We start from the raw sequence: 26865 nt of genomic DNA on the forward strand, positions 1-26865 counted from the left end.
GACCGTATTTTATCGAAGCTGCGTGCAAAGGTAAATGATTTTTCTCAATATCAAGAACTATTTGCCTCTTTATTTCCGGAGTAGAGCGAAAATAACTTCTTTTCTTGAGACCATCTATACCTAATTCTTGATATCTTTGCCATAATACTTTTAGAAATTTCTCATCAGAACCGTAATGGTTACTGATATACCTGAAACTATATCCTTCCTCTAGCATATGCATATAACGGAGATAGTCTGATAGGCTTTGCCTCTTTTGCTTTTTCTTTAACATAATACACCCCGAAAGTTTTTTGTCTAACTTTCGGGGTGCACTTCAAAATGAGGCGGGGTGCTTGTGTATAGAGAGCTAACCCTGTGACTAGTATTGGCGCAGGGCGGCAATCAACTCGCTGTTTTCGGTCTTGGTGCCGATGGTGATACGCAGGCAGTTCTGACAAAGCTGTACGCGGTTGCGGTTGCGAACAATGATGCCCTGATCCACCAGATAGTTGTAAATGCCGGTGGCATCGGTCATCTTGGCCAGGAAGAAGTTGGCATCCGTAGGATAAATCTTCTCGCAGATAGGGAGTATGCTGAAGGCCTGCATCACGCGGCCGCGCTCCTCCTTCAGAATCTTTACCCAACCATCTACTTCGAATGGGTCCTCCAGTGCCTTCAGTGCCTGCTGCTGGGTGAGCAGGTTGACATTGTAGGGATACTTCACCTTGTTAAAAATGTCGATGATACCTTCTGATGCGAAAGCCATACCCAGACGGATGGCAGCGCAGCCCCATGCCTTCGACATGGTGTTGAGCACTATCAGGTTGGGATACTTGGCCAACTCGGCGCGCAGAGGTTTCTGCGATGAGAAATCGCTGTAGGCCTCGTCAACAATCACCAGTCCGTCGAAACCCTCAATAATCTTGATCACCTCTTCGCGGTTCAGGCAGTTGCCTGTAGGGTTGTTAGGTGTGCACAGCCATATCAGTTTGGTATGCTCGTCGGTTGCGGCCAGCACTGCCTCGGCAGTAGTCTGGAAGTGCTCGTCGAGCACTACGGTGCGATACTCAGTATCGTTGATATCGGCACACACTTTATACATGCCGTAGGTGGGCTCGATAGCCACTACGTTATCCTTGCCCGGCTCGCAGAAACAGCGGTAGGGCAGGTCGATAGCCTCGTCGCTACCATTGCCCAGGAAGATGCACTGAGCAGGCACGCCTTTTACTTTAGAGATGGCTTCCTTGAGCTCCAGCTGCAGTGGGTCGGGGTAGCGGTTATAAGGCGTGTTGTATGGATTCTCGTTGGCATCGAGAAACACGCGTGCCTCTCTACCGGCATACTCATTGCGAGCACTGCTGTAAGGCGCCAGGTTCCATATATTCTTTCTTGTTAATTCTTGAAGCGATTTCATAATTGTCAATTATCAATTATCAATTGAGCGCAAGCGTACGCGCATCGCGTTAGCGTGTGCCTCCAGCTGTTCGGCTTCGGCCATGAGTTCTACGGCGCGACCGATGCTGCGGATACCATCCTCTGTGAGGTGCTGGAAGGTAATCTTGCGGCAGTAGCTGTCGAGGTTTACACCGCTGTAGGCAGTGGCATAACCATGTGTGGGCAGGGTGTGATTGGTGCCGCTGGCATAGTCGCCTGCACTCTCACAGGCATACTCGCCCAGGAACACGCTACCAGCATTCACCACCTTATTAGCCAGCTTGGCATAATCCTTCACCTGCAGAATCAGGTGCTCGGGGGCATAGGCATTCGAGAGGTCGATAGCATCCTGCATGCTCTTTACCAGCACCAGACGACTGTTGTCAAGCGCCTTGGCTGCCATCTCCTTACGGGGCAGCAGATCCAGCTGGCGGTTCACCTCGGCCTGTACGTCGAGAATCACCTGCTCGGAGGTGGTGATGAGGAACACCTGCGAGTCGATACCATGTTCGGCCTGCGACAGCAAGTCGGCAGCTACAAACTCGATGTTGGCATTCTTATCAGCAATCACGCAAACCTCAGACGGACCGGCAGGCATGTCGATAGCCACGTCGTGCAGACTAACCTGCTGCTTGGCGGCCATCACATACTGGTTGCCAGGACCGAAAATCTTAAATACCTTGGGCACACTCTCGGTGCCATAAGCCATTGCACCGATGGCCTGTACGCCACCAGCCTTGAATATCTTGCTAACGCCTGCTGTGCGGGCTGCCACCAGGATGGCGGGGTTCACCTTGCCATCGCGGCCTGGAGGGGTGCAGAGCACTATCTCCTGGCAACCGGCTATCTTGGCAGGTGTGGCCAGCATCAGTACGGTAGAGAAGAGTGGGGCAGTGCCGCCAGGAATGTAGAGGCCCACCTTCTCGATGGCTACACTCTTCTGCCAGCAAACCACGCCGGGCTGCGTCTCAATCTTCTTACCCTTGAACTGCTGCGACTCGTGGAAGGCTTTGATATTGCTGTGAGCCACCTGGATGGCAGCTTTCAGATCAGCACTTACCAGCGCCTCGGCCTCGTCCATCTCCTCCTCAGTAACAGCCAGTGTAGGCAGATCTACGTGGTCGAACTTCAGCTCGTAGCCCTTCACGGCATCATCGCCGCGCTTCTTCACGTCGGCCAATACCGAGGCTACGGTGTCGTTCAACTGTGAAACGTCCAAGTGCGGACGCTCTACAATCTTTGCCCACTCGCTTCTTTCAGGAAATCGAATTATATTCATAGAATCATCTTTTCGATTGGGGTAACCAGGATGCCCTGGGCGCCCATCTCCTTCAGTTTGCCAATAATCTCCCAGAACTGCTTCTGGTCGAGCACGGTGTGAACAGAGCACCACTCCTCGTCGGCCAATGGGATGATGGTGGGGCTCTTCAGGCCTGGCAGCACACTGATAATCTCCTGCAGGCGGGCCTTAGGGGCGTTCATACGTACATACTTCTTGTCCTCGGCATCCTTTACGGCTTTAAAACGGAACAGCATCTGCTCGAGGATGGCTTTCTTCTCGTCGCTCATCTGCTTGTTGCCAATCAGCAGAGCCTCACTCTGCATTACAATCTCAACTTCGCGCAGATTATTGCTCACCAGGGTAGAGCCTGATGATACAATATCAAAGATAGCATCGGCCAGACCAATGCCTGGGCTGATTTCTACGCTACCTGTGATGACATGGATTTCGGCATGGATATGATGCTGCTCAAGGAAATGTCGAAGGATTCCGGGGTAGCTGGTGGCAATCTTCTTGCCGTTGAACCACTCTACTCCCTTGTAGTCGATCTCTTTGGGAATGGCCAGCGAGAGGCGGCATTTTGAGAAGCCGAGACGTGAGATGATATCAGCATCTTCGCCACGCTCAACAAACTCGTTTTCGCCCACTACACCGATGTCAGCCACTCCACTGGCTACACTCTGTGGGATGTCATCATCGCGGAGGTAAAGCACCTCCAGCGGAAAGTTGGACGACTGCACCAGCAAGGTGCGTTTTGAGGCACCAACCTTGATGTCTGCTTCCGACAACAGGTTCATTGTGTCCTCGAACAGGCGTCCTTTTGATTGTACTGCAATTCTTAACATATTGTTAAATCTAAAAATATCGGGTGCAAAATTACAAAAAAATTCTCAATTATCAATTGTCAATTATCAATTATTTAGTACCTTTGCACCGTTTTTCTGTCAAAATGCTGCTGAAGCGTGCAAAAATGGTATAAATATGTCGGTTTTGGGGCGGTTTTGCTATCGCTGGTATCGTGTTTCGAAAAGAAGCACGAACCTATTGTGGCGCCCTGGGGCGTGATAGATGATACCGTGGCGGTGACAGACGAGTTCGACCTGCATGATATCCAAACCAGTGGCGAACTGATTATGGCCACGGTGAGTGGTCCGCAGACCTACTATGAGTATCGCGGAAAAAATCTGGGCACTCAGTTTCTGATTTGTCAGCGATTTGCCGACTCGCTGGGTGTGCGACTGCGTGTAGAGGTGTGCCGCGACAGTATGGAGCTGGTGAAGCGTTTTGCCGATGGCGAGGTGGACATCGTGGCATGGCCCACACCCGGACATATCAGTGCCGATACGGCTAAGAACGACTTGGCTAAGGAGCTGCAGGGCTGGTATCGACCGGAGCTGATTGCTGCGGTGCAGAAGGAGGAGAACGACCTGCTGACGGTGCGCAAGGTGCATCGCCGCATCTTCTCGCCTATGCTCGATGCCAAGGGTGGCGTCATCTCGCACTATGATCAGTATTTTATGACTTATGCACGCGATATCCGTTGGGACTGGCGCCTGTTGGCAGCCCAGTGCTATCAGGAATCGACATTCGACCCGCGTGCCGTGTCGTTTGCTGGTGCTAAGGGCCTGATGCAGATTATGCCAGGCACGGCCGACCACTTAGGCGTGTCTCGCGGACAGTTGTACGAGCCCGAGGCCAATATCCGTGCAGCGGTGAAATATATCGGACAGTTGCAGAACACTTTCCGCGATGTGCGCGACCAGTATGAACGCACCAATTTCGTGCTGGCAGCTTATAATGGTGGTGCCCATCATATCCGTGATGCCATGGCCTTGGCCAAGCGTGATGGCAGAAACCCACACCGCTGGAGCGAGGTGTCGCCTTATGTGCTGAAGCTCAGTCAGCCTCAGTATTATAACGACCCTGTGGTGAAGTATGGTTATATGCGTGGTTCTGAGACGGTGGATTACGTGCAGCGCATCCGTCAGCGCCATGCGGGCTATCAGGGTGTGAAATCACCTCACATGGGTTTCCACGGCGTTGGCAAGCCCCGCAAGGCTGATAAGCGAAAAACAAAATATGATATTAAAAATTAGGCACGGATGCGTAATCCGTGCCTAAATATTTATTTCTGTACGGGGATCTTGACCTTCGGTCGAGATCGCTCACGTTCGAAAATGAAAGCGAACTTTCATTTTGCTCACTTAATCGCGATCTTGTCCACGCGCTTCTGATGGCGGCCGCCTTCGAAGCTGGCTGTGAAGAACTCGTCCATGATCTTGCGAGCCATGTTGTTGTCGATGAAACGACCTGGCATTACCAGTACGTTGGCATCGTTGTGCTGACGGATGAGATGTGCAATCTCAGGAATCCAGCACAGTCCGGCGCGCACCTGCTGATGCTTGTTCAGTGTGATAGAGATACCCTCGCCGCTGCCGCAGATGGCAATGCCGGGATAAACCTCGCCACTCTCGATACCCTCGGCCAGCGCGTGTCCGAAGTCGGGATAATCTACACTGGCATCACTCCATGTTCCATAGTCTTTGACAGGATAACCTTTCTCCTCCAGATACTGGAGTACAAACTGCTTTAACGCAAAGCCTGCATGATCGCAAGCCACTCCTACTGTTTTTACTTCCATAGTTTTAAAATTTAAGGCACGAATTACACGAATTTTACGAATTTTACTAGCAATGAGTAAAATAATTCGTGTTAATTCGCGAAATTCGTGCCAGATTATTAATTAAGCAAGCAATTTCTTAACCTGCTTGTACACATTCTCACCGGTGAAGCCGAGCTTCTCGTCGAGCACCTTGTAAGGAGCAGAGAAACCGAAGCTCTCCAAGCCCCAAACAGTACCGTCGGCACCTACCAGACCTTCGAGGTTTACAGGCAGACCAGCGGTGAGACCGAACTTCTTAACACCTGCGGGCAGTACGCTCTGCTGATACTCCTTGCTCTGGCTGCGGAACAATCCCTCAGAAGGAACGCTAACCACGCGAACCTTTACGCCATCCTCGCGGAGCAGCTTAGCACCTGCCTCCAGAGTAGAAACCTCTGAACCAGAAGCCAGCAGAATCACGTCGTAGTTCTCATCACTTCCGGCTACTACATAAGCACCCTTAGTGGCCTGGCTGTAGTCGTTGCCCTCAGGCAGCATATCGATATTCTGACGAGAGAAGATGAGCGCTGTTGGGGTATCAACATTCTCCATGGCCATGCGCCAGCAAACGGTTGTCTCCTCGGCATCGGCAGGACGAACCACCAATACAGAGTTCTTGCCGTGGTGGTTCTTCAGCTTCTCCATCAGGCGGATCTGTGCCTCCTGCTCTACAGGCTCGTGGGTAGGACCATCCTCACCTACACGGAAGGCATCGTGAGTCCAGATGAACTTCACTGGCAGCTCCATCAGGGCAGCCATACGTACGGCGGGCTTCATGTAGTCAGAGAATACGAAGAAGGTACCGCATGCGGGGATTACACCACCGTGCAGAGCCATACCGATGCAGCAGCAAGCCATGGTGAGCTCGGCTACACCAGCCTCGAAGAAGGCACCGCTGAAGTCGCCACGAACCAGGTCGTGAGTCTTCTTCAGGAATCCGTCGGTCTTATCAGAGTTGCTCAGGTCGGCCGAAGCACAGATCATGTTAGGCACCTGCTCAGCCAGGGCTGACAGTACAGTAGCACTTGCACCACGTGTGGCAGCACCAGCCTTCTGCTCAACCTTGCTCCAGTCGATCACAGGAGCCTTGCCGCTGAACCACTCCTCCAGCTGCTTGGCCTGCTCGGGATGACCCTTAGCCCACTCAGCCTTCTCAGCGTAGCGCTCAGCCACAATCTTCTTCAGTTCCTCAGCACGCTTAGCGTACATCTCCTGTACCTCGGGGAATATCTGGAATGGGTTCTCAGGATCAGCACCCAGGTTCTTCATGGTGTTGATGTAAGCGTCGCCACCAAGAGGAGCACCGTGAGTAGCGCAGTTGCTCTCGTAGCTGCTGTTGTCAGCCTTGCGGGCACCCTTACCCATTACGCAGTGACCGATGATGAGTGATGGGCGATCCTTCTCGGCCTGAGCCTTCTTGATGGCCTCGCGAATCTGGTCAACATCGTTACCGTCAATCTTCTGTACAAACCATCCCCAAGCCTCATACTTCTTGGCGGTATCCTCAGAGGTAACCACCTCAGTCTTGGTAGAGAGCTGGATATCGTTAGCGTCGTAGAACATGATGAGGTTGTCGAGTCCCAGGTTTCCGGCGATACGACCTGCACCCTGTGAGATCTCCTCCTGCACGCCACCATCGCTGATGTATGCATAGATAGTCTGGTTCATCACGTTGCCCAGACGAGCCTTCAGGAACTTAGCGGCGATGGCAGCACCAACTGCAAAGCAGTGACCCTGACCCAGAGGACCAGAGGTGTTCTCGATACCGCGCTCAATCTCGCGCTCGGGGTGACCTGGAGTTACTGAGCCCCACTGGCGCAGATTCTTCAAATCCTCGAGTGTATATTTACCGATAAGAGCCAACTGGCTGTAAAGCATAGGAGCCATGTGACCTGGATCGAGGAAGAAACGGTCGCGACCTTCCCATGCGGGATTCTCTGGATCATAAACCAAGAACTCACTGTAAAGGGTGTTGATGAAATCTGCACCACCCATAGCACCGCCGGGGTGTCCCGACTTTGCTTTTTCAACCATCGAAGCAGCGAGGATACGGATATTATCCGCTGCCATGTTCATAACTTTGTTGTCGTACATAATGAATATTTAATAGTAATAAACGTTATTTTTGGGGGCAAAGATACAAAAAAACTTCGAAATAGGTGATGGTTTCTCGATAAATTGTGCGGAATGATAGAAAAATACTATATCTTTGCAACATATAACAAAGTATTTGTAATTATGAAGGTGTCAATTCTACAACATAACATCTTTTCCGGTGCACTCAGCAGCACCCTCAGCAATCTCGAAAATCAGCTTTCGCAGCATCCCGGTGCCGACCTTTATGTGCTGGCCGAAACCTTTGCCACGGGTTTCCTGGCCGAGGGGAGTAGTGCGATGGCTCAGCAGCAGGGTCCTTTGATTCTTTCGTGGATGCAGCAGCAGGCAGCCCGCCTTGATGCTGCCATCGCAGGCAGTGTGGCTGTGAAGGATGATAAGGGCCGACTGCGTAATCGCATGTATTTTGTGCGCCCCGATGGCACCTATGATTATTACGACAAGCGCCATCTGTTTTCGTATGCTGGCGAAACAAAGGAGTATGCAGCTGGCTGCCGGCGTGTGGTGGTCGAATGGCGTGGGGTGAGATTTCTCTTGCAGGTGTGCTATGATTTGCGCTTCCCGGTATTCTCGCGTTCGCGTGGCGATTATGATGCCATCATCTACGTGGCCAACTGGCCCGAGAAGCGTCAGGATGCCTGGACATCGTTGCTCAAGGCCCGCGCTATCGAGAACCAGTGCTATGTGATAGGCGTGAACCGTGTGGGTAGCGATGCTGCTTGTAAGTATATTGGTGGTTCGGTGGTGATTGATGCCTATGGCCGCACCATCGCCCAGTGTGCCGATGGTGAGGAGGGTATTGCTACCGTTGAACTTGATATGGAACAGCTGCAGCGTTTCCGCAAGAAGTTCCCCGTGCTGGACGATGCCGACAAGTTTAATGTTCTCTGATGCTTTTGGGTTCTACGTGTACCGATATGTGGGTTTCCTTGCCGTAGTGTTCGCGTAGGATATTCTCCACTTCTTCGCTTTTGTTGTGAGCCTCGCGCAAACTGATGTCGTCGTCCATCAGTATGTGCAGTTCTATGGCGTAATGATTGCCTATTCGGCGCGTGTGCAGATCGTGTGGCTCTGTAACGCCAGGTATCGATCCTGCCAGCTGCAGAATCTCGCTCTCAACCTCATCGGGCAGCGAATGCTCCATCAGGTCGCCAATGCCATTACGCAGCAGGTCTATCGCCACCTTAATAATAAATAGGCCCACGATGATACCTGCCATGGGATCGAGCACCGTCCATCGTTCACCTAAGAAGATGGCGCCACCAATGCCGATGGCTGTGCCTATACTCGACAGGGCATCGCTGCGGTGGTGCCAGGCGTTGGCCTCTACTGCCTGCGACTTGAGTTTGCGGGCCTGCACCATCGAGTAGTGGAACACCGCCTCTTTCAGAATAATCGAAAGAAGTGCAGCCCATAGCGCCAGCATGCCTGGTGCCTCTAAGGTGCCGCCCTGTGCCCAAGCGATAATCTTGGTGAGTGCGCTGTACACAATGCCTACAGCTACTATCAGTAGTGCCAACCCAATCAGTGTGGTGGCCAGCGTTTCGTATTTACCATGCCCGTACTCGTGCGATTTGTCGGTAGGTTTGCCGCTGATGCGCACAAACACCAGCACGATGATATCTGTAACAAAGTCGGACAGCGAGTGAACCGCGTCGGCCACCATCGCCGCACTATGTCCCACAATGCCCGCCACAAACTTAAACAGCAGCAGCACCACATTCACGGCGCCACCAACCATCGTTACCTTATATATCTCTTTATTTCTTTTCATTGTAGTGCAAAAGTAGTAAATTGATAGCAAATAGCAAAAAAAATCCCGTTTTATTTGTCAGATAGAAATAAAAACATTACTTTTGCAGCGCAATTTTGCAATATTCGGGGTGCTGAGGCATGTGCCAAAGCTGAGAAAATACCCATAGAACCTGATACGGGTAATGCCGTCGGAGGAAAGAAATATGAAAATAAGTATTAACAACAAACAACACGAGTCGCAAGCCGTGACATTGCTTGAGCTTGCCGCAGAGCTGCAGTTGCCCGCCAAAGGTGTGGCAATAGCCATTGATAATGAGTTGAAACCACGTACCACTTGGGGCGAAACCACACTGCAAGAGGGTGCTAGCATCACGATTATCAAAGCAGCATGCGGGGGGTGAGGCAGATGTTACAGTTCATATCACATTTTACGGAGCGTTATAGCTATCTTGACAGTATCCAACTGGCTTTGCAAGGTGGATGCCGCTGGATACAGTTGCGTATGAAGGATGCTACCGACGAGGAGGTGCGCCCTGTAGCCATCGAGGCCTTACGACTGTGCCGTGAGGCGGGTGCTACGTTCATCATCGACGATAGGGTGGAGCTGGTGCGCCAGTTGCAGGCCGACGGTGTGCATCTGGGCAAGAACGATATGCCCATCAGCGAGGCGCGCCGCATCCTGGGGCACGACTATATCATTGGTGGCACAGCCAATACCTTCAGCGATGTGAAAGCGCACTACGAGGCTGGTGCCGACTATATCGGTTGCGGACCATTCCGTTTCACCACCACCAAGCAGAAGCTCTCACCCGTGTTGGGCCTGGATGGCTATCGCCGCATTGTGATAGAGATGCGTGCGGCACATATCGAACTGCCCGTTGTGGCTATCGGCGGTATCACCGATGCCGACATACCTGCTATCCTTGCTACAGGCATTGATGGCATTGCCCTGAGTGGCAGTGTGCTGCGAGCCGAGAATCCGGTAGAAGAAATGAAACATATTATAAAGGTAATCAATCATGAGTAAATTAGTTATTGCAGGACGGGAGTTTGACTCTCGTCTGTTTTTAGGCACGGGTAAGTTCAATAACAATGAACTGATGGCGCGTGCCATCGCAGCCTCTGGCACAGAGATGGTGACAGTGGCTATGAAGCGTGTAGAGCTCGACGACAAGAATGACGACCTGCTCACCCACATCACGCAGAATCAGAACATACAGCTGCTGCCCAATACCTCGGGTGTGCGTAATGCCGAAGAGGCTGTGTTTGCTGCCCAGATGTCGCGTGAGGCTTTTGGTACCAACTGGCTTAAGTTGGAGATTCATCCCGACCCCCGATATCTGTTGCCCGACTCTGTAGAGACCCTGAAGGCCACCGAGCAGTTGGTGAAGATGGGTTTTGTGGTGCTGCCTTATTGCCAGGCCGACCCCACACTGTGCAAACATCTGGAAGAGGCTGGTGCAGCTACTGTGATGCCGCTGGCAGCGCCCATCGGTACCAATAAGGGCTTGCGCATGAAGGACTTCCTGCAGATTATCATCGATCAGGCCACGGTGCCTGTTGTGGTAGATGCCGGTATCGGTGCACCCAGTCATGCGGCTGAGGCGATGGAGATGGGTGCCGACTGTGTGCTGGTGAATACCGCCATTGCCGTGGCAGGCGATCCTGTAGCGATGGCTGATGCCTTCCGCCAAGCGGTGATTGCAGGTCGACACGCCTTTGAGGCTGGTCTTGGAGCCATTGCCGATAGCGCCGAAGCCTCGAGCCCACTCACGGCGTTTTTAAATGTTTAATGTTTAATCTTTCGCTCGGCTTTGCCGCTTTTACAAAGGCGGAACGCCGACTAAAAGAATGTTTGAAATATGATAAACGATCACAAAGCTTACGCACAGCGTGAGAAAGCATATATGCAGGGTAAGATTTACCCCGATATGAAGGTGGGTATGACCAAGGTGAACCTGACACCAACGGTGACGAAGGATGCTGATGGCAAAACCCACGTAGAGAAGAATGAACCGGTATATATCTACGACACCAGCGGTCCTTATACCGACCCTAACTATCAGGTTGACCTGAAAGCTGGTCTGCCCCGCATGCGCCAGCAGTGGATAGAAGACCGTGCGCAGAAAGGGCAGGGCATCACCCAGATGGCCTGCGCCAAGGCTGGTATCATCACCCCCGAAATGGAGTATGTGGCCATTCGTGAGAATATGAACTGCGAGGCATTAGGCATCGAGACGCATATCACCCCCGAATACGTACGTGAGGAGGTGGCACGCGGACGTGCGGTTATTCCTGCCAACATCAACCACCCTGAGAGCGAACCGATGATTATCGGACGCAACTTTGCCGTGAAAATCAATACCAATATCGGCAACTCGGCCACTACTTCGTCGATTGATGAAGAGGTGGACAAGGCCGTATGGTCGTGCAAGTGGGGTGGCGACACGCTGATGGACCTCTCTACTGGTAATAATATTCACGAGACACGCGAGTGGATTCTGCGCAACTGTCCTGTGCCCGTAGGCACCGTGCCCATCTATCAGGCTCTGGAGAAGGTAGATGGCAAGGTGGAAGACCTGACCTGGGAGGTGTATCGCGACACGCTGATAGAGCAGTGCGAGCAGGGTGTGGACTACTTTACCATCCACGCTGGCATCCGTCGCCACAACGTGCATCTGGCCGACAGCAGATTGTGCGGCATCGTGAGTCGTGGCGGTAGCATCATGAGCAAGTGGTGCCTGATTCACGATAAGGAGAGCTTCCTGTATGAGCATTTCGATGATATCTGTGATATCGTAGCCAAATATGATGTAGCGCTGTCGCTGGGCGACGGTCTGCGCCCCGGTTGTACTGCCGATGCCAATGATGCCGCTCAGTTTGCTGAGCTCGACACGATGGGCGAGCTGGTGGTACGTGCCTGGGAGAAGAACGTGCAGGCATTTATCGAAGGTCCTGGTCACGTGCCCATGCATAAGATCAAGGAGAACATGGAGCGCCAGTTGGAGAAGTGCCACGAGGCACCCTTCTACACCCTCGGACCTATCGTCACCGATATCGCTCCTGGCTATGATCACATCACGAGTGCTATTGGTGGAGCCCAGATAGCCTGGCTCGGAACTGCCATGCTTTGCTACGTAACTCCTAAGGAGCACTTGGCGCTGCCTAATAAGGACGATGTGCGTGCGGGTATCATTGCCTATAAGATAGCCGCTCATGCTGCCGACCTGGCTAAGGGGCATCCCGGTGCCTGCATCCGCGACAACGCCCTGTCGAAGGCCCGCTTCGAGTTCCGCTGGCGCGATCAGTTCCACCTGTCGTTAGACCCCGAACTGGCGCTGCAGTACTTCACAGAGGCAGGTCATACTGATGGCGAATACTGCACGATGTGTGGACCAAACTTCTGCGCAGCGAAGTTAACTCACGACTTGAGAAAATTGAAGAGTTGATGGATCTATCTAGCGAACAACGTAGGCGTTATAACCGCCACTTGATATTAGAGGGGTTTGGACACGAGGCGCAAGAGAAATTGCTGCAGGCCAAGGTGCTGCTTGTTGGTGCTGGTGGCCTGGGTTCGCCTGTGGCACTGTATCTGGCTGCTGCCGGCGTGGGCACCATTGGCGTGGTGGATGGTGATACTGTGAGTATCACGAATCTGCAGCGCCAGGTGCTGCATTCTACCAAGGATATCAACCGACCGAAGGTTGAGGTGGCCCGCGAACGCATTGAGGCGATGAATCCCGATGTGAACGTGCGTACCTATGAGCTCTATCTGAACGAGGCCAACGCCATGAAGCTGATAGAGTCGTATGACTTTGTCATCGACGGCACCGACAATTTTGCCACCAAATATCTTGTGAACGATGCCTGCGTGATGCTGGATAAGGCCTTTACGATGGGGGGCATCAGCAAGTATAGCGGACAGGTGATGACCCACCTGCCAGGCACAGCCTGCTACCGCTGTCTGTTTCCCGAACCGCCTGCCAAAGAGGATGTAGAAACCTGCGCCACGGTGGGCGTGCTGGGCTCTATCGCTGGCATGCTTGGCACCGTGCAGGCCACCGAGTGTATCAAATATCTGGCGGGGGTGGGGCAGCCACTCACCAACACCCTTCTCACCTTCGATGCCCTGAGCATGCAGTGGCAGCGCTTCGACTTCGGTCAGCGCTCTGACTGTGCGCTCTGCGGCGAGCACCCTTCAATCCACGAACTGAAGGAATATGCGTTTAAACCCTGCGCGAAGAGAATTTAAGAATTTAAATATTGAAGTTATGTTTTCTGACGAACTAAAAAATATCAGTTGGGACGAGACCACAGAGCGTATTGCTAGCAAGACCGATGCCGACGTGCGCCGCGCACTGGGCAGGAGTCGCTGCGATGTAGATGATTTTATGGCCCTGCTCTCGCCCGCTGCCGAGCCTTACCTTGAAACGATGGCCCGACTGTCACGACGTTATACCGAGGAGCGCTTCGGGCGCACCATGTCGATGTTTATCCCACTTTATATTACCAATTCCTGCTCTAACTCCTGCGTGTATTGCGGGTTCCATCGTGAGAACCCCATGGCACGCACCATCCTCACCCCCGACCAGATTGAGGATGAGTACCGCGCCATCAAGCAGTTGGCACCATTCGAGAATATCCTGCTCGTCACGGGTGAGAATCCCGCCAAGGCTGGCGTGCCCTATCTGGCTAAGGCCATCGACATAGCCAAACGCTATTTCTCGAATATCAAGATTGAGGTGATGCCACTCAAGATGGAGGAGTATCGCGAGCTCACCCATCACGGACTGAACGGTGTGATATGCTTTCAGGAGACCTACAACCGCGAGCACTACCAACTCTACCACCCACGCGGCATGAAGAGCCGTTTTGAATGGCGCTGCGACGGCTTCGACCGTATGGGGCAGGCCGGGGTGCACTCTATTGGCATGGGTGTGCTGATAGGTCTGGAGAAGGAGTGGCGCACCGACGTGACGATGATGGCCCACCACCTGCGCTATCTGCAGAAGCACTATTGGCGCACCAAGTACTCGATCAATTTCCCCCGCATGCGTCCGGCACAGAATGAGGGCTTCCAACCCAACTGTTTCATGACCGACCGCGAGTTGGCTCAGGCTACCTTCGCTATGCGTATCTTCGACCATGATGTGGACATCTCTTATTCTACCCGCGAACCGGCATATATCCGTGACAACATGTGCACGCTGGGCGTCACCACGATGTCGGCAGAGAGCCATGTCAATCCCGGTGGCTACCACACCTATCCGCAGGCGCTCGAACAGTTTACTGTGAGTGATGAGCGAACCGCCAAGGTGATCAACGCCCGTCTGAAAGAGCTGGGCCGTGAGCCGGTTTGGAAAGATTGGGATGCGAGCTTTGATTATACGAATGGAATAGAATGGAAGGGGAATTTAAAGGGAAATGATAATAGTAATCACGAAGCCCGAGTTTTTTGAGGGCGAGGCTGAGCGCATTGTGCAGCTGCTGGACAGCGGCCAGGCCGATATAGTGCATATCCGTAAGCCTGCCCTAGGTTCTCTGGCCGACTCGGCCAGAGGGCTAGAAAAACTCGAGCGCCTGATTCAGGCGCTACCAGCCCGGCTCTACTCGCGGCTGGTGCTGCACGATTGCCACCAGTTGGCCGTCAAATATCAGTTGCGTGGTGTGCATCTCAATAGTCGCAACCCCCAGCCCCCAGCAGGGTGGGGCGGTGCTGTCAGCATCTCGTGCCACTCTCTGAAGGAGTTGGCAGATTGCCTTCATCAACCATACGATTATATGAGTCTTAGCCCCATCTTCGATAGTATCTCGAAGCCCGGCTATTACTCAGCTTTTAGCAAGGAGAAGATAGCTGCAGCTCGCGAGTCGGGATTGATAGGTCCGCGCGTGATGGCGCTGGGCGGTGTGACATTTGATAAAATAAAGGAAGTGGAACAGATGGGCTTTGGAGGAGCCATGATATTAGGCGACGCATGGAAGTAGTATTAAGTATCGCTGGCAGCGACCCCTCGGGTGGTGCCGGCATTCAGCAGGACTTGAAGGTGATAACGGCACATGGTTGCTATGGTGCCACCGTTATCACAGCACTCACCTCACAGAATACACTGGGTGTGCAGGCCTCGATGCCTGTGCCCAAAGCAGTTGTGGCATCGCAGTTGCACGCCGTGCTGAGCGACTTGCAGCCAGCTGCTATCAAGATTGGCATGATACCCGATAAGGCAGTGGCCGAAGCTATTGTCGAGGCGCTGAGTCAGGTTGATGTGCCTGTGGTTTACGATCCCGTGATGATATCCACCAGTGGCTATACGCTGATGCAGCCAGAGGCTATCGACTATATTGCCGACGCGCTTTTCCCGTTGTGCACACTTGTGACGCCTAATCTGCCCGAAGCCGAGCGCCTGAAGAAGCAGGTGGACAGCAGATGCTGTGCCTTCCTGGTGAAAGGCGGTCATGCCGACGACACGCTGATGACTGACAGGCTCCTGATGCCTGATGGACGTATATATGAATATACCACCGAAAAAATTAAGAGCGCCAACCTGCACGGGACAGGATGTACGCTCTCATCTGCTATTGCCTCGAATCTGGCGTTGGGTTATCAGCTGCCAGATGCCGTAGGCCAGGCCAAAAAGTTTATTACCGAAGCCATACGTCGCTCAGTGAGCATCAGCGTAGGTCATGGTAACGGGCCGTTATTTCTTACTTGTTCAGACCGCGGTTGTTAAGTGTTACGTTCAGCAGCATCAAGTACTTACGCATCTGATCTGAGTTAAGCACGTAGCTCATACGCTTTACGTCGGTGTTGATGGCACGCTTTACCATTGCATCGCGATCAGCGCTACCGTACTGAGCAGCATAAGCCATCTCTGTGCTGAATACGTAGTGAATGTTCTCTACAGCTTCCTTCTGGTCGTTGGCCAGGTTCAGCGCGTCAGAGAGTTTGTTGATATTGATATTCATGTTATAAGCCTCTGCGTTGCTTACTGTTGCTGCGTTCTCATTCTCGGCAAATGCGGTTGTCATACTCAACATTGCTACCAGTGTCAAAATCATCTTTTTCATCTTTTTACCCTTTCTTTTCTTTTAATTCAACTTTTATTGTTATCCTTATTGGCGTGCCCTTTTGGCAAGCGCCTTATGTCTTTTGACGATGCAAAGATACGGCGATGTTTTGAACTGAACAAGCATTTTTATCAAATTGTGTGCGAACACAGTGTTTTTATTGATACAAATCAGATGTTTGATTCATATCAATCCTCCAGCCCGCTTATTTGCGGGTTGGAGTGGGAGCAGGGCCGAAGCCGAATGCGGGCAGCTTAGACTTCTCTGGTTCGCCCAGGAATGAAGCCTCGGCATCCTTGTCGTCCAGCTTAAACACCATGAACTTGGTGCTCTTCTCTGTGCAGGGTGTCCATGCGCCACCCTTAGGACCGTTAGGATCGCTGTACTTCACGAAGTTGGTCCAAGCGGTAAGCATCTTCTCCGACAGATCCCAGTCGCCCTTTGTCCAGGGGCGCCAGCAGTGCTTCAGACTCTTGAATACAAACCACAGGTCGCTTGAGTGGAAGGCTCCCTTCAGGCGCTGTGTCACCTCAGGATGACTGCCATCGTCGGGCAGAGGACGTGCAAACTGATAAGCCCAAGCCTTACCGCCCTTCTGTTCGCGCACCTTGCAGAACTCGGCAATGTTGGGTGCCATGTTGCCCATGTCATCCAGTGTGAAACCTATCATATAAGGCACGTCGGCCAGTGTGCCCTGGCGGGTAGCATCGTCGAAGCTCTTCTCGCTTACGTAGCCATCAATCATTGGCATGAAGGGCAGGCCCTGGCGCATGAAAGCCATCGGACCGCTGGCCTGCTGTCCGTCGTTGTTCACCTGATAGTAGAGTGTAGGCAGTGCAAAGATGGTCTCGGTGCTGGCAGCGCGCATCTTCTTCAGGTCGGTCAGTCCGGCCCAGTCGAACACCTTCTTAGCGTTAGCCTCGGCCTCCTTCACGGTACCGCCGCTGTAGCGTGCACCCATGGGGCGACCGTTGGCATCAGGAATGCTCAGTCCCTGGGCACTCATAATCACAGCCTTGTGGAACAAGCCGCGAGCCAATGGGCTCTCGCACAGTGTGCGTACGCTACCGCCACCGGCGCTCTGTCCGAAGATGGTTACGTTATTGGGGTCGCCACCAAACTGGGCGATGTTCTTCTTAATCCACTTCAGCGCCTCTATCTGGTCCAGGATACCGTAGTTGCCCGATACGTGGTTGGGGCTCTCGGCTGCCAGTGCAGGGTGAGTCAGGAATCCGAACACACCTAAGCGGTAGTTGATTGATACCAGCACCACATCCTTGGCACCCCACTCCTGACCGTCGAACTCAGGCTCCGAACCGAAACCCTCGCGATAGCCACCACCGTGAATCCACAGCGCTACGGGCAGTTTCTTGTTAGCCTGTCCGGGAGCTTTGGTCCATACGTTCAGATACAGGCAGTCCTCGCTGAAGGCAGCCTCCTTACCATAACCCCACTCGGTGTAGTAGCCACCGGTGTACTGTATGGCCTGATAGCTGGGCCGGCCAAAGGTGTCGCACACCTTCACACCCTTCCAGGGCAGAACAGGCTGTGGCGCCTTCCAGCGGTTCTCCTTGATAGGAGGCGCAGCATAAGGAATGCCACGATACACAAACACTTCAGGATGATCGTCGGCCAGGATGCCTTGCACCTTACCGCCTTCGATAGTTAGAACTGGGTTTTCTGCAGCACCTGCAGACGCTGCTACTAAGAGCAGGAGAGACATGAATAGTTTTCTCATAATTATTGGTTTTGTTGATAATAACTAATGGTTCCTTATTTATATAATAGGTTAATTAATTGACGCTGGCAGAGGCAAAAGGTTTAAACCGGATGTAAAGTTTGGCGTGTTTTTTGTCGGCCTATGGCGATGATCTTCTCCGATTTGTCGTAGTCGAATCCCCCGTAGCGTGCCATCTGTATGTCCACCAGCACATCCGGTTTGGTAAGCTGAGCCATCAGCAGCGAGTTCTGTCGTATCATCAGCGAGCTTACGCGTGACAGCATGGTGTAGTAGTTGAAGTCCAGATGGTCGGGCAGCAGTCGGTTCAGTATCTGTTGCGATAATGACGTGCTGTGCTTGCGCTTTTCGGTCAGCTCCTGCTGTATCTCCCATTGCGTTTTATAGTCGTGTCCGCTCACGTCGATACCAATCAGCAGGTCGCCCTCGTGGCGCTCCACGCGGTTCAGTGGTATGGGGTTGGTCACGCCGCCGTCTATCAGTATCATGCCGTCGCGCTGCACCGGTTCATAAAAGGTGGGTAGCGATATCGAGGCGCGTATGGCCTCAAACAGGCTGCCTTTGCGAAACACCACTTCCTGGCCCGACACCCAGTCGGTGGCTATGGCGCAGTAGGGGATAGGCAGATCCTCTATCTGCACATCGGGCACAAACTCCATGATAGCCTCGATGATGCGTGTGCCTTTCACCAGATGACTCAGACTGAACGAGAAATCGGTCAGCTCCAGCATCTTTTTGCGGTCGATGGTTTTCATCCACTCTCTGAAGTCCTCCAGCTTGCCTGCAGCATACACGCCACCTATCAGCGCACCCATCGAGCAGCCTGCTATCGAGGTGATATGATAGCCCTCGTTAAGCAGTTCCTCGATGGCACCGATATGTGCCAGTCCGCGGGCACCACCACTCGATAGTACCAGAGCCACATCACGCTTTGTGCTTGTTGCTGTATCCTGTTTGTTCATTGCAATCATTCTAATTTCGCGACAAAAATACAAAAAATTAGGCACGAATTACACGAATTTGCGCGAATTTATTAATTTTTTCGTGTTAATTCGTGAAATTCGTGCCAAAACATTTATCTTTGCATCCTATATGACACAACAAAGTATCTTCCAGCGTCCTGTTTGGGCTGCCCTCATGGCATTCACCGCAGCCTTTCTGTGGGGCTGGGCTTATCCGTTTATCAAACTAGGCTTTGCCGAGCTCGGAATCACCGCCGATATGACGGGCAGTAAGATGCTCTTTGCAGGCATCCGCTTCTGTATCTCCGGACTCATCATCCTTTCGATAGCCCGTTTCACCCATCGCTCGTTCAGCTTCAAGGAGTCGGCCCGTCCGCATCTGCTGGGCAGTGCCCTGTTTCTGTTGGGTTTCACCTTACTCAATACCACGCTGCATTATGCCGCCTTCTATATCGGTTTGTCGCATAGTCAGGGCAGTCGTGCTGCCATCCTCAATTCGCTCAGTGTGTTCACACTGGTGCTTCTGGCCTGCCTGTTTTTCAAGAGCGACAAGCTCACCACGCGCAAAATCCTGGGTTGCACCATCGGCTTTGGTGGTATCCTGTCGCTCAACCTGGGGGGCGAGGGTAGTGGCCAGTTCACCCTGCTGGGCGATGGCATGATCATCCTCAATGCCCTGTGCGGTGCCTTTGCGGGACTGATGACCCGCGGCGTTGGCAAGCGTGTGGACGTGTTTGTGGGCACTGGTTACAGTCTTGGCATTGGTGGTGCCCTACTCATCATCCCCGGTTTGCTGATGGGTGGCACGCTGCCCCATGTCACCCTGCTCGGACTGTTTTATCTGCTCATGCTGATAGGCATCTCCACCATCGGTTTTGCCCTCTACAACAAGCTCCTCACCTGCAACCCTGTGGGTAAGATAGCCATCTGGAATTCGCTCATCCCCGTGGTTGGCGCCGTCACCTCGTGTCTCTGCCTCGGCGAGCCCTTCCTGCCCAAGTACATCCTGGCAGCCACCCTCACCACAGCTGGTATATACATTATTAATAAAGGAAAAGTGTAATATCAAACAATAACAAACAAAACTAATAACCTTATGCCCACAACAGAATATCTACTACTTTTCGCCGTCAACCTGGCGTTTATCCTCACCAACCTGTATGGATGGATTCTGAAATGGTACTATCGTCCGAAAGCCTACGGCGAGCATTTTTATGAACTGTTTCCTGCCCAGCGATCGGTGGGCGTGCTGTATCTGATGCAGATTATGGAGTTGCCCTATCTGGTGCAGGTGGGCGATGCCGATGCCCTGCTGTATGTCAACGCCTTTGCCGTGCTGTTCTTCTCGCTGCAGATGCTGGTGATGTGCCACGGCTATTTCTTTGCGGCAGGCCATTCGTCGTGTAATTGCATGCTTGATAAGAAAGGCTACTGGCTGTTTCTGCCTGGTGCCATCGTGCTGGCTCCCCTGTTGCTACAGGCCCTGGGCATCGTGAAACTGGCTGATGGTTATCGTCCTTTGGCGTTTGTGGCAGTCAGCGTGGTGTTTGCTGCCTATTTCGCCCTGTCGGTGCGCATGGCACTCAAGATAGGACAGGCCGTGCGCCGTGCCAACGAGGACACCTATGCCGATAGCGATGATTTCCCCGTGCGCTTTGCCCAGTACATCCAGTGGTTGCCCACGTTCATCTGTGTGCTGATGGCTATCAACTTCTATGCTGATAATGCCATCGTGAAAGCGGTGCGCGACGTGTTTTTTACGGGTATGAACATCTGGTTCTGCATCTTTACGCTTAACCCTTGGCGACAGCCCTATGCCGACCGTACAGATGAAATCGTTAAGGCTGCAGCCGATGATATGGCTGAACCAGCACCTGTGGCAGGCACGTTCCGTTTAACCGACGAGCGCTTTATGCAGTTGAGCCGTAAGTTGGACGACCTGCTCACCAAGGAGCGTATCTTTACCGAGCAGCACATCACCAGCGACTTGCTGACGGCACGCCTGGGCACCAATGCCACCTATCTGTCGGAGGTGATACGCCGCAGCGGTTACCAGTCGTTCTACGATATGATTTGCCAGCATCGTGTGCGCCATGCCATCAGTTTGATTACTGCCAAGCCCGATGAGCGCTTGCTTGTGATAGCCGAAGAGTGTGGTTTCTCTTCGCCGGCATCAATGACCAAGGCCTTCAAGCAGTTAGGCAAGCAGTCGCCTTCGGCCTATCGCCAACAAGGGTAGGCGGCTTTCCTTTCAGCGTATTTCTTTCCTTTCGACGTATTTTTGCTTTCCTTTCAGCGTATTTTTGCTCAGGGGAAAGGACGTTTGCCGCCATCGGGTGTATATTTGCATCCGCAAACAATAATTCCTACCATTATGATGGCATTAGACATTCTGCTTTTTATTCTTTTCGGAGCCACAGCATTGATTGTTATTTACCTGATATATAAGGTGAACAGTTTCTTTTTACCACCGAACCGCCAAGATTTGACCTCTAAAAACAATAACTGAAAATGAAACAGAACATTCAGAAGACGCTGGTGCTACTGCCTACGAGCGCACTGCTGGTTGGGTGTTTGGATGCGACCGACAACCCCGCAAAAAAGATCACGCCTACGCCTAATGCCGACGGCAAGTACAACATCATTTTTATTACTACCGACCAGGAGTCGTATATGGAACAGTATCCTGCTGGTAGCGACTATGCTGCCCGCGAGCGATTGCGCAAGCTGGGAACCACGTTCGAGAAGCATTACGCCTGTGCTAATGTTTCCACATCAAGCCGATCGGTTATCTATACCGGTCGCCACATCACCGAAACGTGTATGCTCGACAACACCAACTATGCCTTCCAACCCAATATGTCAACCGATCTGACTACTGTAGGCGATATGCTGCGTCAGGCTGGCTACTACACCGCCTTTAAGGGCAAGTGGCACATGTCTGAGGGTGACACCTCGCTCGAGGAATATGGCTTTAGCGACTGGACCGAGGGCGATATGTATGGTGCCGTTTATGAGGGTTATAAAGAGGATGGTACCATCGCTGATAACACCATCGAATGGCTGAACAACAAGGGGAAACAGTTGAATGAGAATGGTCAGAGTTTCTTCCTGGCTGTCAACTTCCTGAACCCACATGATATTATGTACTATAACGAGGATGGTATCGGAGGCCTGGCCGGTGAAGGTGTTCCTGCTCCCGACGATCCTATCTACAAAAAGAGTTATAGCGTGCCCGTTCCTGCCACCTGGAATGAACCATTCGACAAGGAAGGTCGTGTGGCAGCCCATGGCGAGTATGCAGGCAACTGGGAGCGCATGGTGGGGCCATCACCTAAGACAGAGGCTGGATGGAAAACCTTCCGCGACTACTATTTCAACACCATTCGGGATCAGGACAACCATATGCAGAAACTGCTCAACTACCTGGCTGACAATGGTCTGCTGAAGAACACAATCATCATCTATACCAGTGATCATGGTGAGATGCAGGGCGAACACGGTCTGAAGGGTAAGGGAGGCTTTATTTATGACAACAACATCCACGTGCCCCTGATTGTTTATCATCCAGAACTGAAAGGTGGTCGCCATTGCGAGCATATCACGTCGCATCTGGATCTGGCACCTACCTTCGTCGATTTCGCTACTGGCGGAAATACTGCCAAGTTTGCTGAGATCACAAGTGGTTTGCATGGTCACTCGCTGGTGCCTGCCGTGAAGAATCCTACTGTTGATGTGCGCAATGGTGAGGGAGTCCTTTTCTGCTACGATATGTTATCGATGATTGATAGCGAGTTCATCATCGACAAGAGTCTTACACCAGCCTATCGCCTGGATATCAACAAGCGTGGATTTGTGCGTGGCATCGTCACCGAAAGTTATAAGTTTGCCCGCTATTTCGCACCTGTTAATTTCAATAATCCTACCGATATCGATGCCCTCTATGCCAATAACGATGTCGAGATGTTCACCTACGGCAGTTCTGAAACCGAGAATCTGGCATGGCCCAAGGGCAATATGCAGTCGGTGGTAGAGCTGATGAACCAGAAGCTGAACACCCTCATCCAGCACGAGATAGGTACCGACGACGGTAGCGAGACACTGACCTACTCAAAGCTCGGCGTAAAACCATTCGCTAAGCCTACAGAATGATTATTGTATGTCAGCTTGCGGTGACGATTTGAGGCATTATGCCATCGAGGTAAAGCCCATTGGTGCGGCTTGCAACCTGCGATGCCAGTACTGTTATTATTTAGCGAAGGGTAGTGGCCATGCCGCTGGCCCTTCGCTTATGACAGATGAGGTGCTCGAGAACTACATCCGTCAGGTGATAGATATCCACGGACGATATGCCGAGATAGAGTTTGCCTGGCATGGTGGCGAGCCCACTATGTGCGGCATTCCCTTTTTTGAGCGGGCCATGGCGCTGCAACAGAAATACGGCGAGGGCCGCCAAATACTTAACACGCTGCAAACCAACGGTACGCTGCTCACCGACGAGTGGTGCCAGTTCTTCCGCAATCATCAGTTCCGTATCGGCATCAGCATCGATGGTCCCGAACATCTGCACAACATCTATCGCAAGGACGCACGGGGCGAGGGCACCTTCAGTCGCACCATGCATGGCCTCGACCTGCTGCTGAAACACGGTGTCGACTTCAACACCCTTACCACCGTAAATGCCGCCAACGCCACGCATGCTGCCGAGGTATATCAGTTTCTGCGTGGATTCAGCAACTACATGCAGTTTCTGCCAGTGGTAGAAAGTCTGCCGCAGAATGATAGCGGAAAGAATGTGGCTTTGCCCCCTGGCATCTATAGCCATCAGCCCCGCAACCTGGCGCCCTTCTCCGTTCAGCCCGAAGCCTACGGCAAGTTCCTCTGTACCGTTTTCGATGAGTGGAGCCGCCGTGATGTAGGGCGAAAGTTTGTGCAGGTAATCGAGGCAGCCATTGGCAACCTGACCCACCGCCCAGCCGGTTTGTGTGTTCACGAATCCGTTTGCGGCCATTGTGGTGTGATTGAGAAGAATGGCGACCTGTACCGTTGCGACCGCTATGTGTTTCCCGAGTATCGCATTGGCAATATCCTGCAGGGTTCGCTCCATGATATGATGCAAACCAATCGCAAGTTTGGCGAGTATAAACTCGACAGTCTGCCCTCCGCCTGTCTGCATTGCGATGTGGCCCACCTCTGTTTCGGAGGCTGTCCCAAGGATCGCTTGGTAGAGCGCATCACCCTTCGCGGTCCCGAGCGCCGCAACTACCTATGCCCCGGCTATAAAATGTTTTTCCGCTACATCTCGCAGAAAATCAAAAACTGAATGTCTTATACTACAAACAGCGTTCTTATAGTTAATAAGTACTAAATTAATGCGGTTGGAAGAGCAATGAACGGGAAAATTGCCTATATTTGTAACAACTAAAAATCACCAAAAAGGAATGCTTATGACAACTAAGAACGAAACAAAAAACGAAGAATTACAGTTCGACGAGAAAATGGTCGACAACAGTACACCGAAACAAATGCCATCTATATGGTACACTTAAAGAATAAGCGCGGCACCTGCAAAAAGGTGTCGCGCTTCTCTTTTTATTGTATGGTAAGTACGGCTTTCTTCAGATGTTTCAGACTGCTGTCGGGACCAATCATAATCTCAAAGTCGCCTGGTTCCAGCACATATTCCAACTGGCTGTTGTAGAATTTCAGCAGGTCGTCGGTAATCTCGAACTTCACTACCTTGCTTTCGCCCTTCTTCAGGTGAATGCGCTCAAAGCCCTTCAGCTCTTTTACGGGGCGGGTGATGCTGGCCACCACATCGTGGATGTACAGCTGCACAATCTCGTCGGCATCGTAGTTGCCGGTATTGGTAACCGTTACCTGTGCTGTGCGGCCGTTAAGCGTTACATCGCTATAAGCAAAGGTGGTATAGCTCAGACCGTAGCCGAAGGGGTAGAGTGGGTCGTTACGTACATCGAAGTAGTTGCTGCCGAACTTCTGGAACTCCTTGCGATCCTCGCCTACAGGGCGACCGGTGGGTAGATAGTTGTAGTAGAGTGGCTCCTGACCTGTGACCTGAGGCATAGAGGTGGTGAGCTTGCCGCTGGGCACCTTATCACCAAACAGTACGTCGCAGATGGCATCGCCTGCCTCGCTGCCACCAAACCATACCTGCAGGATGGCGGGCACATGGGCCTGCTCCCAGCTGAGCACGGTGGGGCGGCCTGCAAAGTTGAGTACCACTACGGGCTTGTCCAGTTGCAGCAGGGCCTGGAGCAGTTCGCGCTGCACATCAAACATCTCGAGTGTGGCGCGGCTGCTGCTCTCGCCACTCATCTCGGCACTCTCGCCCATAGCGCACACAATCACGTCGGCATCCTTGGCTATGGCCAGTGCCTCGCGCTTCAACAGTTCGCTATCCTTGAACGGGGTGGCGCGATAAAAACCACCATCCTTCTGCAGCGTAGAGTCGCTGGTAAAGTTGCAGCCCTGGGCATAGCTCACGGTGGCCTTACCTGCCAGCGCCTGCTCCATAGCCTCTTTCAGGGTGATGTACTTGCTGTTGTCGGCTGTAGGTGCCCAGGTGCCAGCCATGTTGGCACGGTTGTGGGCCATCGGACCGATAAGGGCTATCTTGCCTTGTTTCTTGAGTGGTAGCAGCTGGTCCTGGTTCTTAAGCAGCACAAAACTCTCGGCTGCCAGATTGCGGGCTGCCTGCTTGTGTTCGGTGGTATAGATGTCGGTGGCGCGGCGTTTCTTATCAAGGAAACGGTAGGGATTCTGGAACAGTCCTAACTTGTATTTCGCCTCCAGCACACGACGGCAGGCCTGGTCGATCTCGGCCATAGTGACCTTACCCTCCTTGAGCGACTGCTCTAAGGTACCGATGAATCCCTCGGCACACATATCCATATCGGTGCCTGCCTTCAGGGCCAGTGCCGATACCTGTGGGAGATTGCCCAGACCGTGTTTCATCATCTCGGCGATGGCGCCGTAGTCGGTAACTACAAAGCCATCCCACTGCCACTGCTTGCGCAGCACATCGTCGATAAGCCAGCGGTTGGCTGTGGCAGGGGTGTAATCTACGATATTAAACGATGTCATGAACGAGCCAGCCCCTGCCTTGGCGGCTGCCTGGTAGGGTGGGAAGAACTGGTTGTACATGCGTATGTGACTCATATCTACGGTGTTGTAGTCGCGACCGGCTTCGGCACCGCCGTACAGGGCGTAGTGCTTTACGCAGGCCATCATGTTCTCAGGACCATAGTTGCCCTGATAGCCGCGTACCAATGCCTCGGCAATGCGTGAGCCTAAGAACGGGTCCTCGCCATTACCCTCGGCAATACGGCCCCAGCGGGCATCGAGGGCGATATCCACCATGGGGCTGTAGGTCCAGCAGATGCCATCGGCTGTGGCTTCCTTGGCTGCGATGCGTGCAGCCTGCTCGATGGCAGCCAGGTCCCAACTGCACGACATGCCCAGGGGAATAGGAAAAATGGTTTCGTAGCCATGAATCACATCCATACCCACCAGCAGGGGAATACCCAGACGGCTCTTCTTGACGGCGGCATCCTGTAGCTGACGGATGCCATCCACACCTTTCTGATTCAGGATGGTGCCCAGCTTGCCCTGGGCTATCAGTTGCATCAGCGGACTGTTCTTCAGTTCGCCTGTGGTTGCCGATGTGCCTGGCAGCAGGTTCATCTGTCCTAACTTCTCCTCGACGGTCATCCTGGCCATCAGCTGGCTGATAAAATCATTCATTTTGGTGTCCTGAGCCGTAACGTGCAGCCCAGAGAGGAGCAGCAGGGCTCCTACAAGTAGTCTTTTTAGTTTCATAAATGGGTTTAATTAAAGATTTTGGGGCAAA

25 protein-coding genes and 1 riboswitch are annotated in these 26865 nt (G+C 52.6%); of the genes, 14 read left to right on the top strand and 11 right to left on the bottom strand.

Annotated features, from left to right (window positions below):
- The 4 genes from T360_RS16525 to hisG form a co-directional block, all read right to left on the bottom strand.
- The coding region (locus tag T360_RS16525) for a helix-turn-helix domain-containing protein (protein WP_028912220.1) at positions 1 to 274 on the bottom strand (274 nt) is incomplete at its 3' end.
- 87 nt (positions 275 to 361) lie between these two features.
- Complete coding sequence (gene hisC, locus T360_RS0107430) at positions 362 to 1396, bottom strand: histidinol-phosphate transaminase (RefSeq protein WP_028912221.1); 1035 nt, start codon at positions 1394 to 1396, stop codon at positions 362 to 364.
- Between the two features lie 12 nt (positions 1397 to 1408).
- A complete protein-coding gene (gene hisD, locus T360_RS0107435) occupies positions 1409 to 2695 on the bottom strand; it encodes a histidinol dehydrogenase (RefSeq protein WP_028912222.1) in 1287 nt (428 codons plus the stop codon).
- Positions 2692 to 3543 (bottom strand): ATP phosphoribosyltransferase, encoded by an 852-nt coding sequence (gene hisG / locus T360_RS0107440; RefSeq protein ID WP_028912223.1) that lies wholly within the window; start codon positions 3541 to 3543, stop codon positions 2692 to 2694. Before hisG ends, hisD begins: the two co-directional genes overlap by 4 nt.
- A 156-nt stretch (positions 3544 to 3699) precedes the next feature.
- Between hisG and T360_RS0107445 the strand changes: the two genes are divergently transcribed.
- Positions 3700 to 4794, top strand: a complete 1095-nt coding sequence (locus tag T360_RS0107445; protein WP_036929226.1) for a transglycosylase SLT domain-containing protein — start codon at positions 3700 to 3702, stop codon at positions 4792 to 4794.
- Positions 4795 to 4898: 104 nt separating this feature from the next.
- On the opposite strand, the gene rpiB is transcribed toward T360_RS0107445, so the two are convergent.
- Together rpiB and T360_RS0107455 are read right to left on the bottom strand one after the other, a co-directional pair.
- The gene (gene rpiB, locus T360_RS0107450) at positions 4899 to 5339 is read right to left on the bottom strand and encodes a ribose 5-phosphate isomerase B (protein ID WP_028912225.1); all 441 of its coding nucleotides are present in this window, start codon (positions 5337 to 5339) and stop codon (positions 4899 to 4901) included.
- Positions 5340 to 5441: 102 nt separating this feature from the next.
- A complete protein-coding gene (locus tag T360_RS0107455) occupies positions 5442 to 7454 on the bottom strand; it encodes a transketolase (RefSeq protein ID WP_028912226.1) in 2013 nt (670 codons plus the stop codon).
- Between the two features lie 144 nt (positions 7455 to 7598).
- On the opposite strand from T360_RS0107455, the gene T360_RS0107460 reads away from it, so the two are divergent.
- A complete protein-coding gene (locus tag T360_RS0107460) occupies positions 7599 to 8366 on the top strand; it encodes an amidohydrolase (protein ID WP_028912227.1) in 768 nt (255 codons plus the stop codon).
- On the opposite strand, the gene T360_RS0107465 is transcribed toward T360_RS0107460, so the two are convergent.
- Positions 8353 to 9249, bottom strand: a complete 897-nt coding sequence (locus T360_RS0107465) for a cation diffusion facilitator family transporter (RefSeq protein ID WP_036929154.1) — start codon at positions 9247 to 9249, stop codon at positions 8353 to 8355. The two genes, T360_RS0107460 and T360_RS0107465, sit on opposite strands and share 14 nt — an antisense overlap.
- A 95-nt stretch (positions 9250 to 9344) precedes the next feature.
- Positions 9345 to 9447: riboswitch (TPP riboswitch) on the top strand.
- Between T360_RS0107465 and thiS the strand changes: the two genes are divergently transcribed.
- The 8 genes from thiS to thiD all read left to right on the top strand — a co-directional run bounded on the left by thiS (position 9434) and on the right by thiD (position 15958).
- Entirely contained in the window at positions 9434 to 9631 is a 198-nt protein-coding gene (thiS, locus tag T360_RS0107470; protein ID WP_028912229.1) for a sulfur carrier protein ThiS, read from the top strand. It overlaps the preceding riboswitch by 14 nt.
- A gap of 5 nt (positions 9632 to 9636) precedes the next feature.
- Entirely contained in the window at positions 9637 to 10257 is a 621-nt protein-coding gene (locus T360_RS0107475; RefSeq protein WP_231488130.1) for a thiamine phosphate synthase, read from the top strand.
- Positions 10250 to 11023, top strand: coding sequence for a thiazole synthase (locus tag T360_RS0107480; protein ID WP_028912231.1), 774 nt, complete (start codon positions 10250 to 10252; stop codon positions 11021 to 11023). The genes T360_RS0107475 and T360_RS0107480 overlap by 8 nt, the downstream gene beginning before the upstream one ends.
- Before the next feature lie 69 nt (positions 11024 to 11092).
- Positions 11093 to 12679 (top strand): phosphomethylpyrimidine synthase ThiC, encoded by a 1587-nt coding sequence (gene thiC, locus T360_RS0107485; protein ID WP_028912232.1) that lies wholly within the window; start codon positions 11093 to 11095, stop codon positions 12677 to 12679.
- A complete protein-coding gene (locus T360_RS0107490) occupies positions 12679 to 13482 on the top strand; it encodes a HesA/MoeB/ThiF family protein (RefSeq protein ID WP_028912233.1) in 804 nt (267 codons plus the stop codon). The genes thiC and T360_RS0107490 overlap by 1 nt, the downstream gene beginning before the upstream one ends.
- Positions 13483 to 13501: 19 nt before the next feature.
- Positions 13502 to 14689, top strand: a complete 1188-nt coding sequence (gene thiH / locus T360_RS14880; protein WP_051523460.1) for a 2-iminoacetate synthase ThiH — start codon at positions 13502 to 13504, stop codon at positions 14687 to 14689.
- On the top strand, positions 14655 to 15215 hold the full coding sequence (locus tag T360_RS0107500) for a thiamine phosphate synthase (protein ID WP_028912234.1): 561 nt from the start codon (positions 14655 to 14657) through the stop codon (positions 15213 to 15215). Before thiH ends, T360_RS0107500 begins: the two co-directional genes overlap by 35 nt.
- Positions 15206 to 15958 carry a bifunctional hydroxymethylpyrimidine kinase/phosphomethylpyrimidine kinase gene (thiD, locus tag T360_RS0107505; protein WP_036929157.1) on the top strand — a complete coding sequence of 251 codons (753 nt, stop codon included), beginning with the start codon at positions 15206 to 15208 and terminating at the stop codon, positions 15956 to 15958. Before T360_RS0107500 ends, thiD begins: the two co-directional genes overlap by 10 nt.
- Here thiD and T360_RS0107510 read toward each other — a convergent pair.
- The 3 genes from T360_RS0107510 to T360_RS0107520 all read right to left on the bottom strand — a co-directional run bounded on the left by T360_RS0107510 (position 15933) and on the right by T360_RS0107520 (position 18995).
- Positions 15933 to 16295: a hypothetical protein gene (locus T360_RS0107510; RefSeq protein ID WP_028912236.1), complete on the bottom strand. Its 363-nt coding sequence runs from the start codon at positions 16293 to 16295 to the stop codon at positions 15933 to 15935. The two genes, thiD and T360_RS0107510, sit on opposite strands and share 26 nt — an antisense overlap.
- 205 nt (positions 16296 to 16500) lie before the next feature.
- Positions 16501 to 18033 (bottom strand): carboxylesterase/lipase family protein, encoded by a 1533-nt coding sequence (locus T360_RS0107515; protein WP_028912237.1) that lies wholly within the window; start codon positions 18031 to 18033, stop codon positions 16501 to 16503.
- 83 nt (positions 18034 to 18116) lie between these two features.
- On the bottom strand, positions 18117 to 18995 hold the full coding sequence (locus T360_RS0107520) for a patatin-like phospholipase family protein (protein WP_036929230.1): 879 nt from the start codon (positions 18993 to 18995) through the stop codon (positions 18117 to 18119).
- 130 nt (positions 18996 to 19125) lie between these two features.
- On the opposite strand from T360_RS0107520, the gene T360_RS0107525 reads away from it, so the two are divergent.
- From T360_RS0107525 to T360_RS14885, 4 genes are all read left to right on the top strand, one after another.
- Positions 19126 to 20058: a DMT family transporter gene (locus tag T360_RS0107525; RefSeq protein WP_028912239.1), complete on the top strand. Its 933-nt coding sequence runs from the start codon at positions 19126 to 19128 to the stop codon at positions 20056 to 20058.
- A gap of 33 nt (positions 20059 to 20091) precedes the next feature.
- The gene (locus T360_RS0107530) at positions 20092 to 21234 is read left to right on the top strand and encodes an AraC family transcriptional regulator (protein ID WP_028912240.1); all 1143 of its coding nucleotides are present in this window, start codon (positions 20092 to 20094) and stop codon (positions 21232 to 21234) included.
- 272 nt (positions 21235 to 21506) lie between these two features.
- The gene (locus T360_RS0107540; RefSeq protein ID WP_036929160.1) at positions 21507 to 23147 is read left to right on the top strand and encodes a sulfatase-like hydrolase/transferase; all 1641 of its coding nucleotides are present in this window, start codon (positions 21507 to 21509) and stop codon (positions 23145 to 23147) included.
- 7 nt (positions 23148 to 23154) lie between these two features.
- Positions 23155 to 24318 carry an anaerobic sulfatase maturase gene (locus T360_RS14885; RefSeq protein ID WP_051523461.1) on the top strand — a complete coding sequence of 388 codons (1164 nt, stop codon included), beginning with the start codon at positions 23155 to 23157 and terminating at the stop codon, positions 24316 to 24318.
- A gap of 269 nt (positions 24319 to 24587) precedes the next feature.
- On the opposite strand, the gene bglX is transcribed toward T360_RS14885, so the two are convergent.
- Positions 24588 to 26834: a beta-glucosidase BglX gene (gene bglX / locus T360_RS0107555; RefSeq protein WP_013064472.1), complete on the bottom strand. Its 2247-nt coding sequence runs from the start codon at positions 26832 to 26834 to the stop codon at positions 24588 to 24590.
- Between the last annotated feature and the right edge of the window lie 31 nt (positions 26835 to 26865).

Origin of the sequence: Prevotella sp. MA2016 (assembly GCF_000619825.1) — a bacterium.
Taxonomy (GTDB): Bacteria; Bacteroidota; Bacteroidia; order Bacteroidales; family Bacteroidaceae; genus Prevotella.

What these genes read in the sequence shown, in the direction of transcription:
- T360_RS0107475 (WP_231488130.1), top strand. Translation starts at nt 9,637, where the DNA reads ATGTTACAGTTCATATCACATTTTACGGAGCGTTATAGCTATCTTGAC.
- T360_RS0107500 (WP_028912234.1), top strand. Translation starts at nt 14,655, where the DNA reads ATGATAATAGTAATCACGAAGCCCGAGTTTTTTGAGGGCGAGGCTGAG.
- T360_RS0107480 (WP_028912231.1), top strand. Translation starts at nt 10,250, where the DNA reads ATGAGTAAATTAGTTATTGCAGGACGGGAGTTTGACTCTCGTCTGTTT.
- thiD (WP_036929157.1), top strand. Translation starts at nt 15,206, where the DNA reads ATGGAAGTAGTATTAAGTATCGCTGGCAGCGACCCCTCGGGTGGTGCC.
- hisD (WP_028912222.1), bottom strand. Translation starts at nt 2,695, where the DNA reads ATGAATATAATTCGATTTCCTGAAAGAAGCGAGTGGGCAAAGATTGTA.
- T360_RS0107515 (WP_028912237.1), bottom strand. Translation starts at nt 18,033, where the DNA reads ATGAGAAAACTATTCATGTCTCTCCTGCTCTTAGTAGCAGCGTCTGCA.
- rpiB (WP_028912225.1), bottom strand. Translation starts at nt 5,339, where the DNA reads ATGGAAGTAAAAACAGTAGGAGTGGCTTGCGATCATGCAGGCTTTGCG.
- thiS (WP_028912229.1), top strand. Translation starts at nt 9,434, where the DNA reads ATGAAAATAAGTATTAACAACAAACAACACGAGTCGCAAGCCGTGACA.
- T360_RS0107520 (WP_036929230.1), bottom strand. Translation starts at nt 18,995, where the DNA reads ATGAACAAACAGGATACAGCAACAAGCACAAAGCGTGATGTGGCTCTG.
- T360_RS14885 (WP_051523461.1), top strand. Translation starts at nt 23,155, where the DNA reads ATGTCAGCTTGCGGTGACGATTTGAGGCATTATGCCATCGAGGTAAAG.
- T360_RS0107455 (WP_028912226.1), bottom strand. Translation starts at nt 7,454, where the DNA reads ATGTACGACAACAAAGTTATGAACATGGCAGCGGATAATATCCGTATC.
- T360_RS0107510 (WP_028912236.1), bottom strand. Translation starts at nt 16,295, where the DNA reads ATGAAAAAGATGATTTTGACACTGGTAGCAATGTTGAGTATGACAACC.
- hisG (WP_028912223.1), bottom strand. Translation starts at nt 3,543, where the DNA reads ATGTTAAGAATTGCAGTACAATCAAAAGGACGCCTGTTCGAGGACACA.
- T360_RS0107540 (WP_036929160.1), top strand. Translation starts at nt 21,507, where the DNA reads ATGAAACAGAACATTCAGAAGACGCTGGTGCTACTGCCTACGAGCGCA.
- T360_RS0107490 (WP_028912233.1), top strand. Translation starts at nt 12,679, where the DNA reads ATGGATCTATCTAGCGAACAACGTAGGCGTTATAACCGCCACTTGATA.
- T360_RS0107525 (WP_028912239.1), top strand. Translation starts at nt 19,126, where the DNA reads ATGACACAACAAAGTATCTTCCAGCGTCCTGTTTGGGCTGCCCTCATG.
- thiH (WP_051523460.1), top strand. Translation starts at nt 13,502, where the DNA reads ATGTTTTCTGACGAACTAAAAAATATCAGTTGGGACGAGACCACAGAG.
- hisC (WP_028912221.1), bottom strand. Translation starts at nt 1,396, where the DNA reads ATGAAATCGCTTCAAGAATTAACAAGAAAGAATATATGGAACCTGGCG.
- thiC (WP_028912232.1), top strand. Translation starts at nt 11,093, where the DNA reads ATGATAAACGATCACAAAGCTTACGCACAGCGTGAGAAAGCATATATG.
- bglX (WP_013064472.1), bottom strand. Translation starts at nt 26,834, where the DNA reads ATGAAACTAAAAAGACTACTTGTAGGAGCCCTGCTGCTCCTCTCTGGG.
- T360_RS0107465 (WP_036929154.1), bottom strand. Translation starts at nt 9,249, where the DNA reads ATGAAAAGAAATAAAGAGATATATAAGGTAACGATGGTTGGTGGCGCC.
- T360_RS0107460 (WP_028912227.1), top strand. Translation starts at nt 7,599, where the DNA reads ATGAAGGTGTCAATTCTACAACATAACATCTTTTCCGGTGCACTCAGC.
- T360_RS0107530 (WP_028912240.1), top strand. Translation starts at nt 20,092, where the DNA reads ATGCCCACAACAGAATATCTACTACTTTTCGCCGTCAACCTGGCGTTT.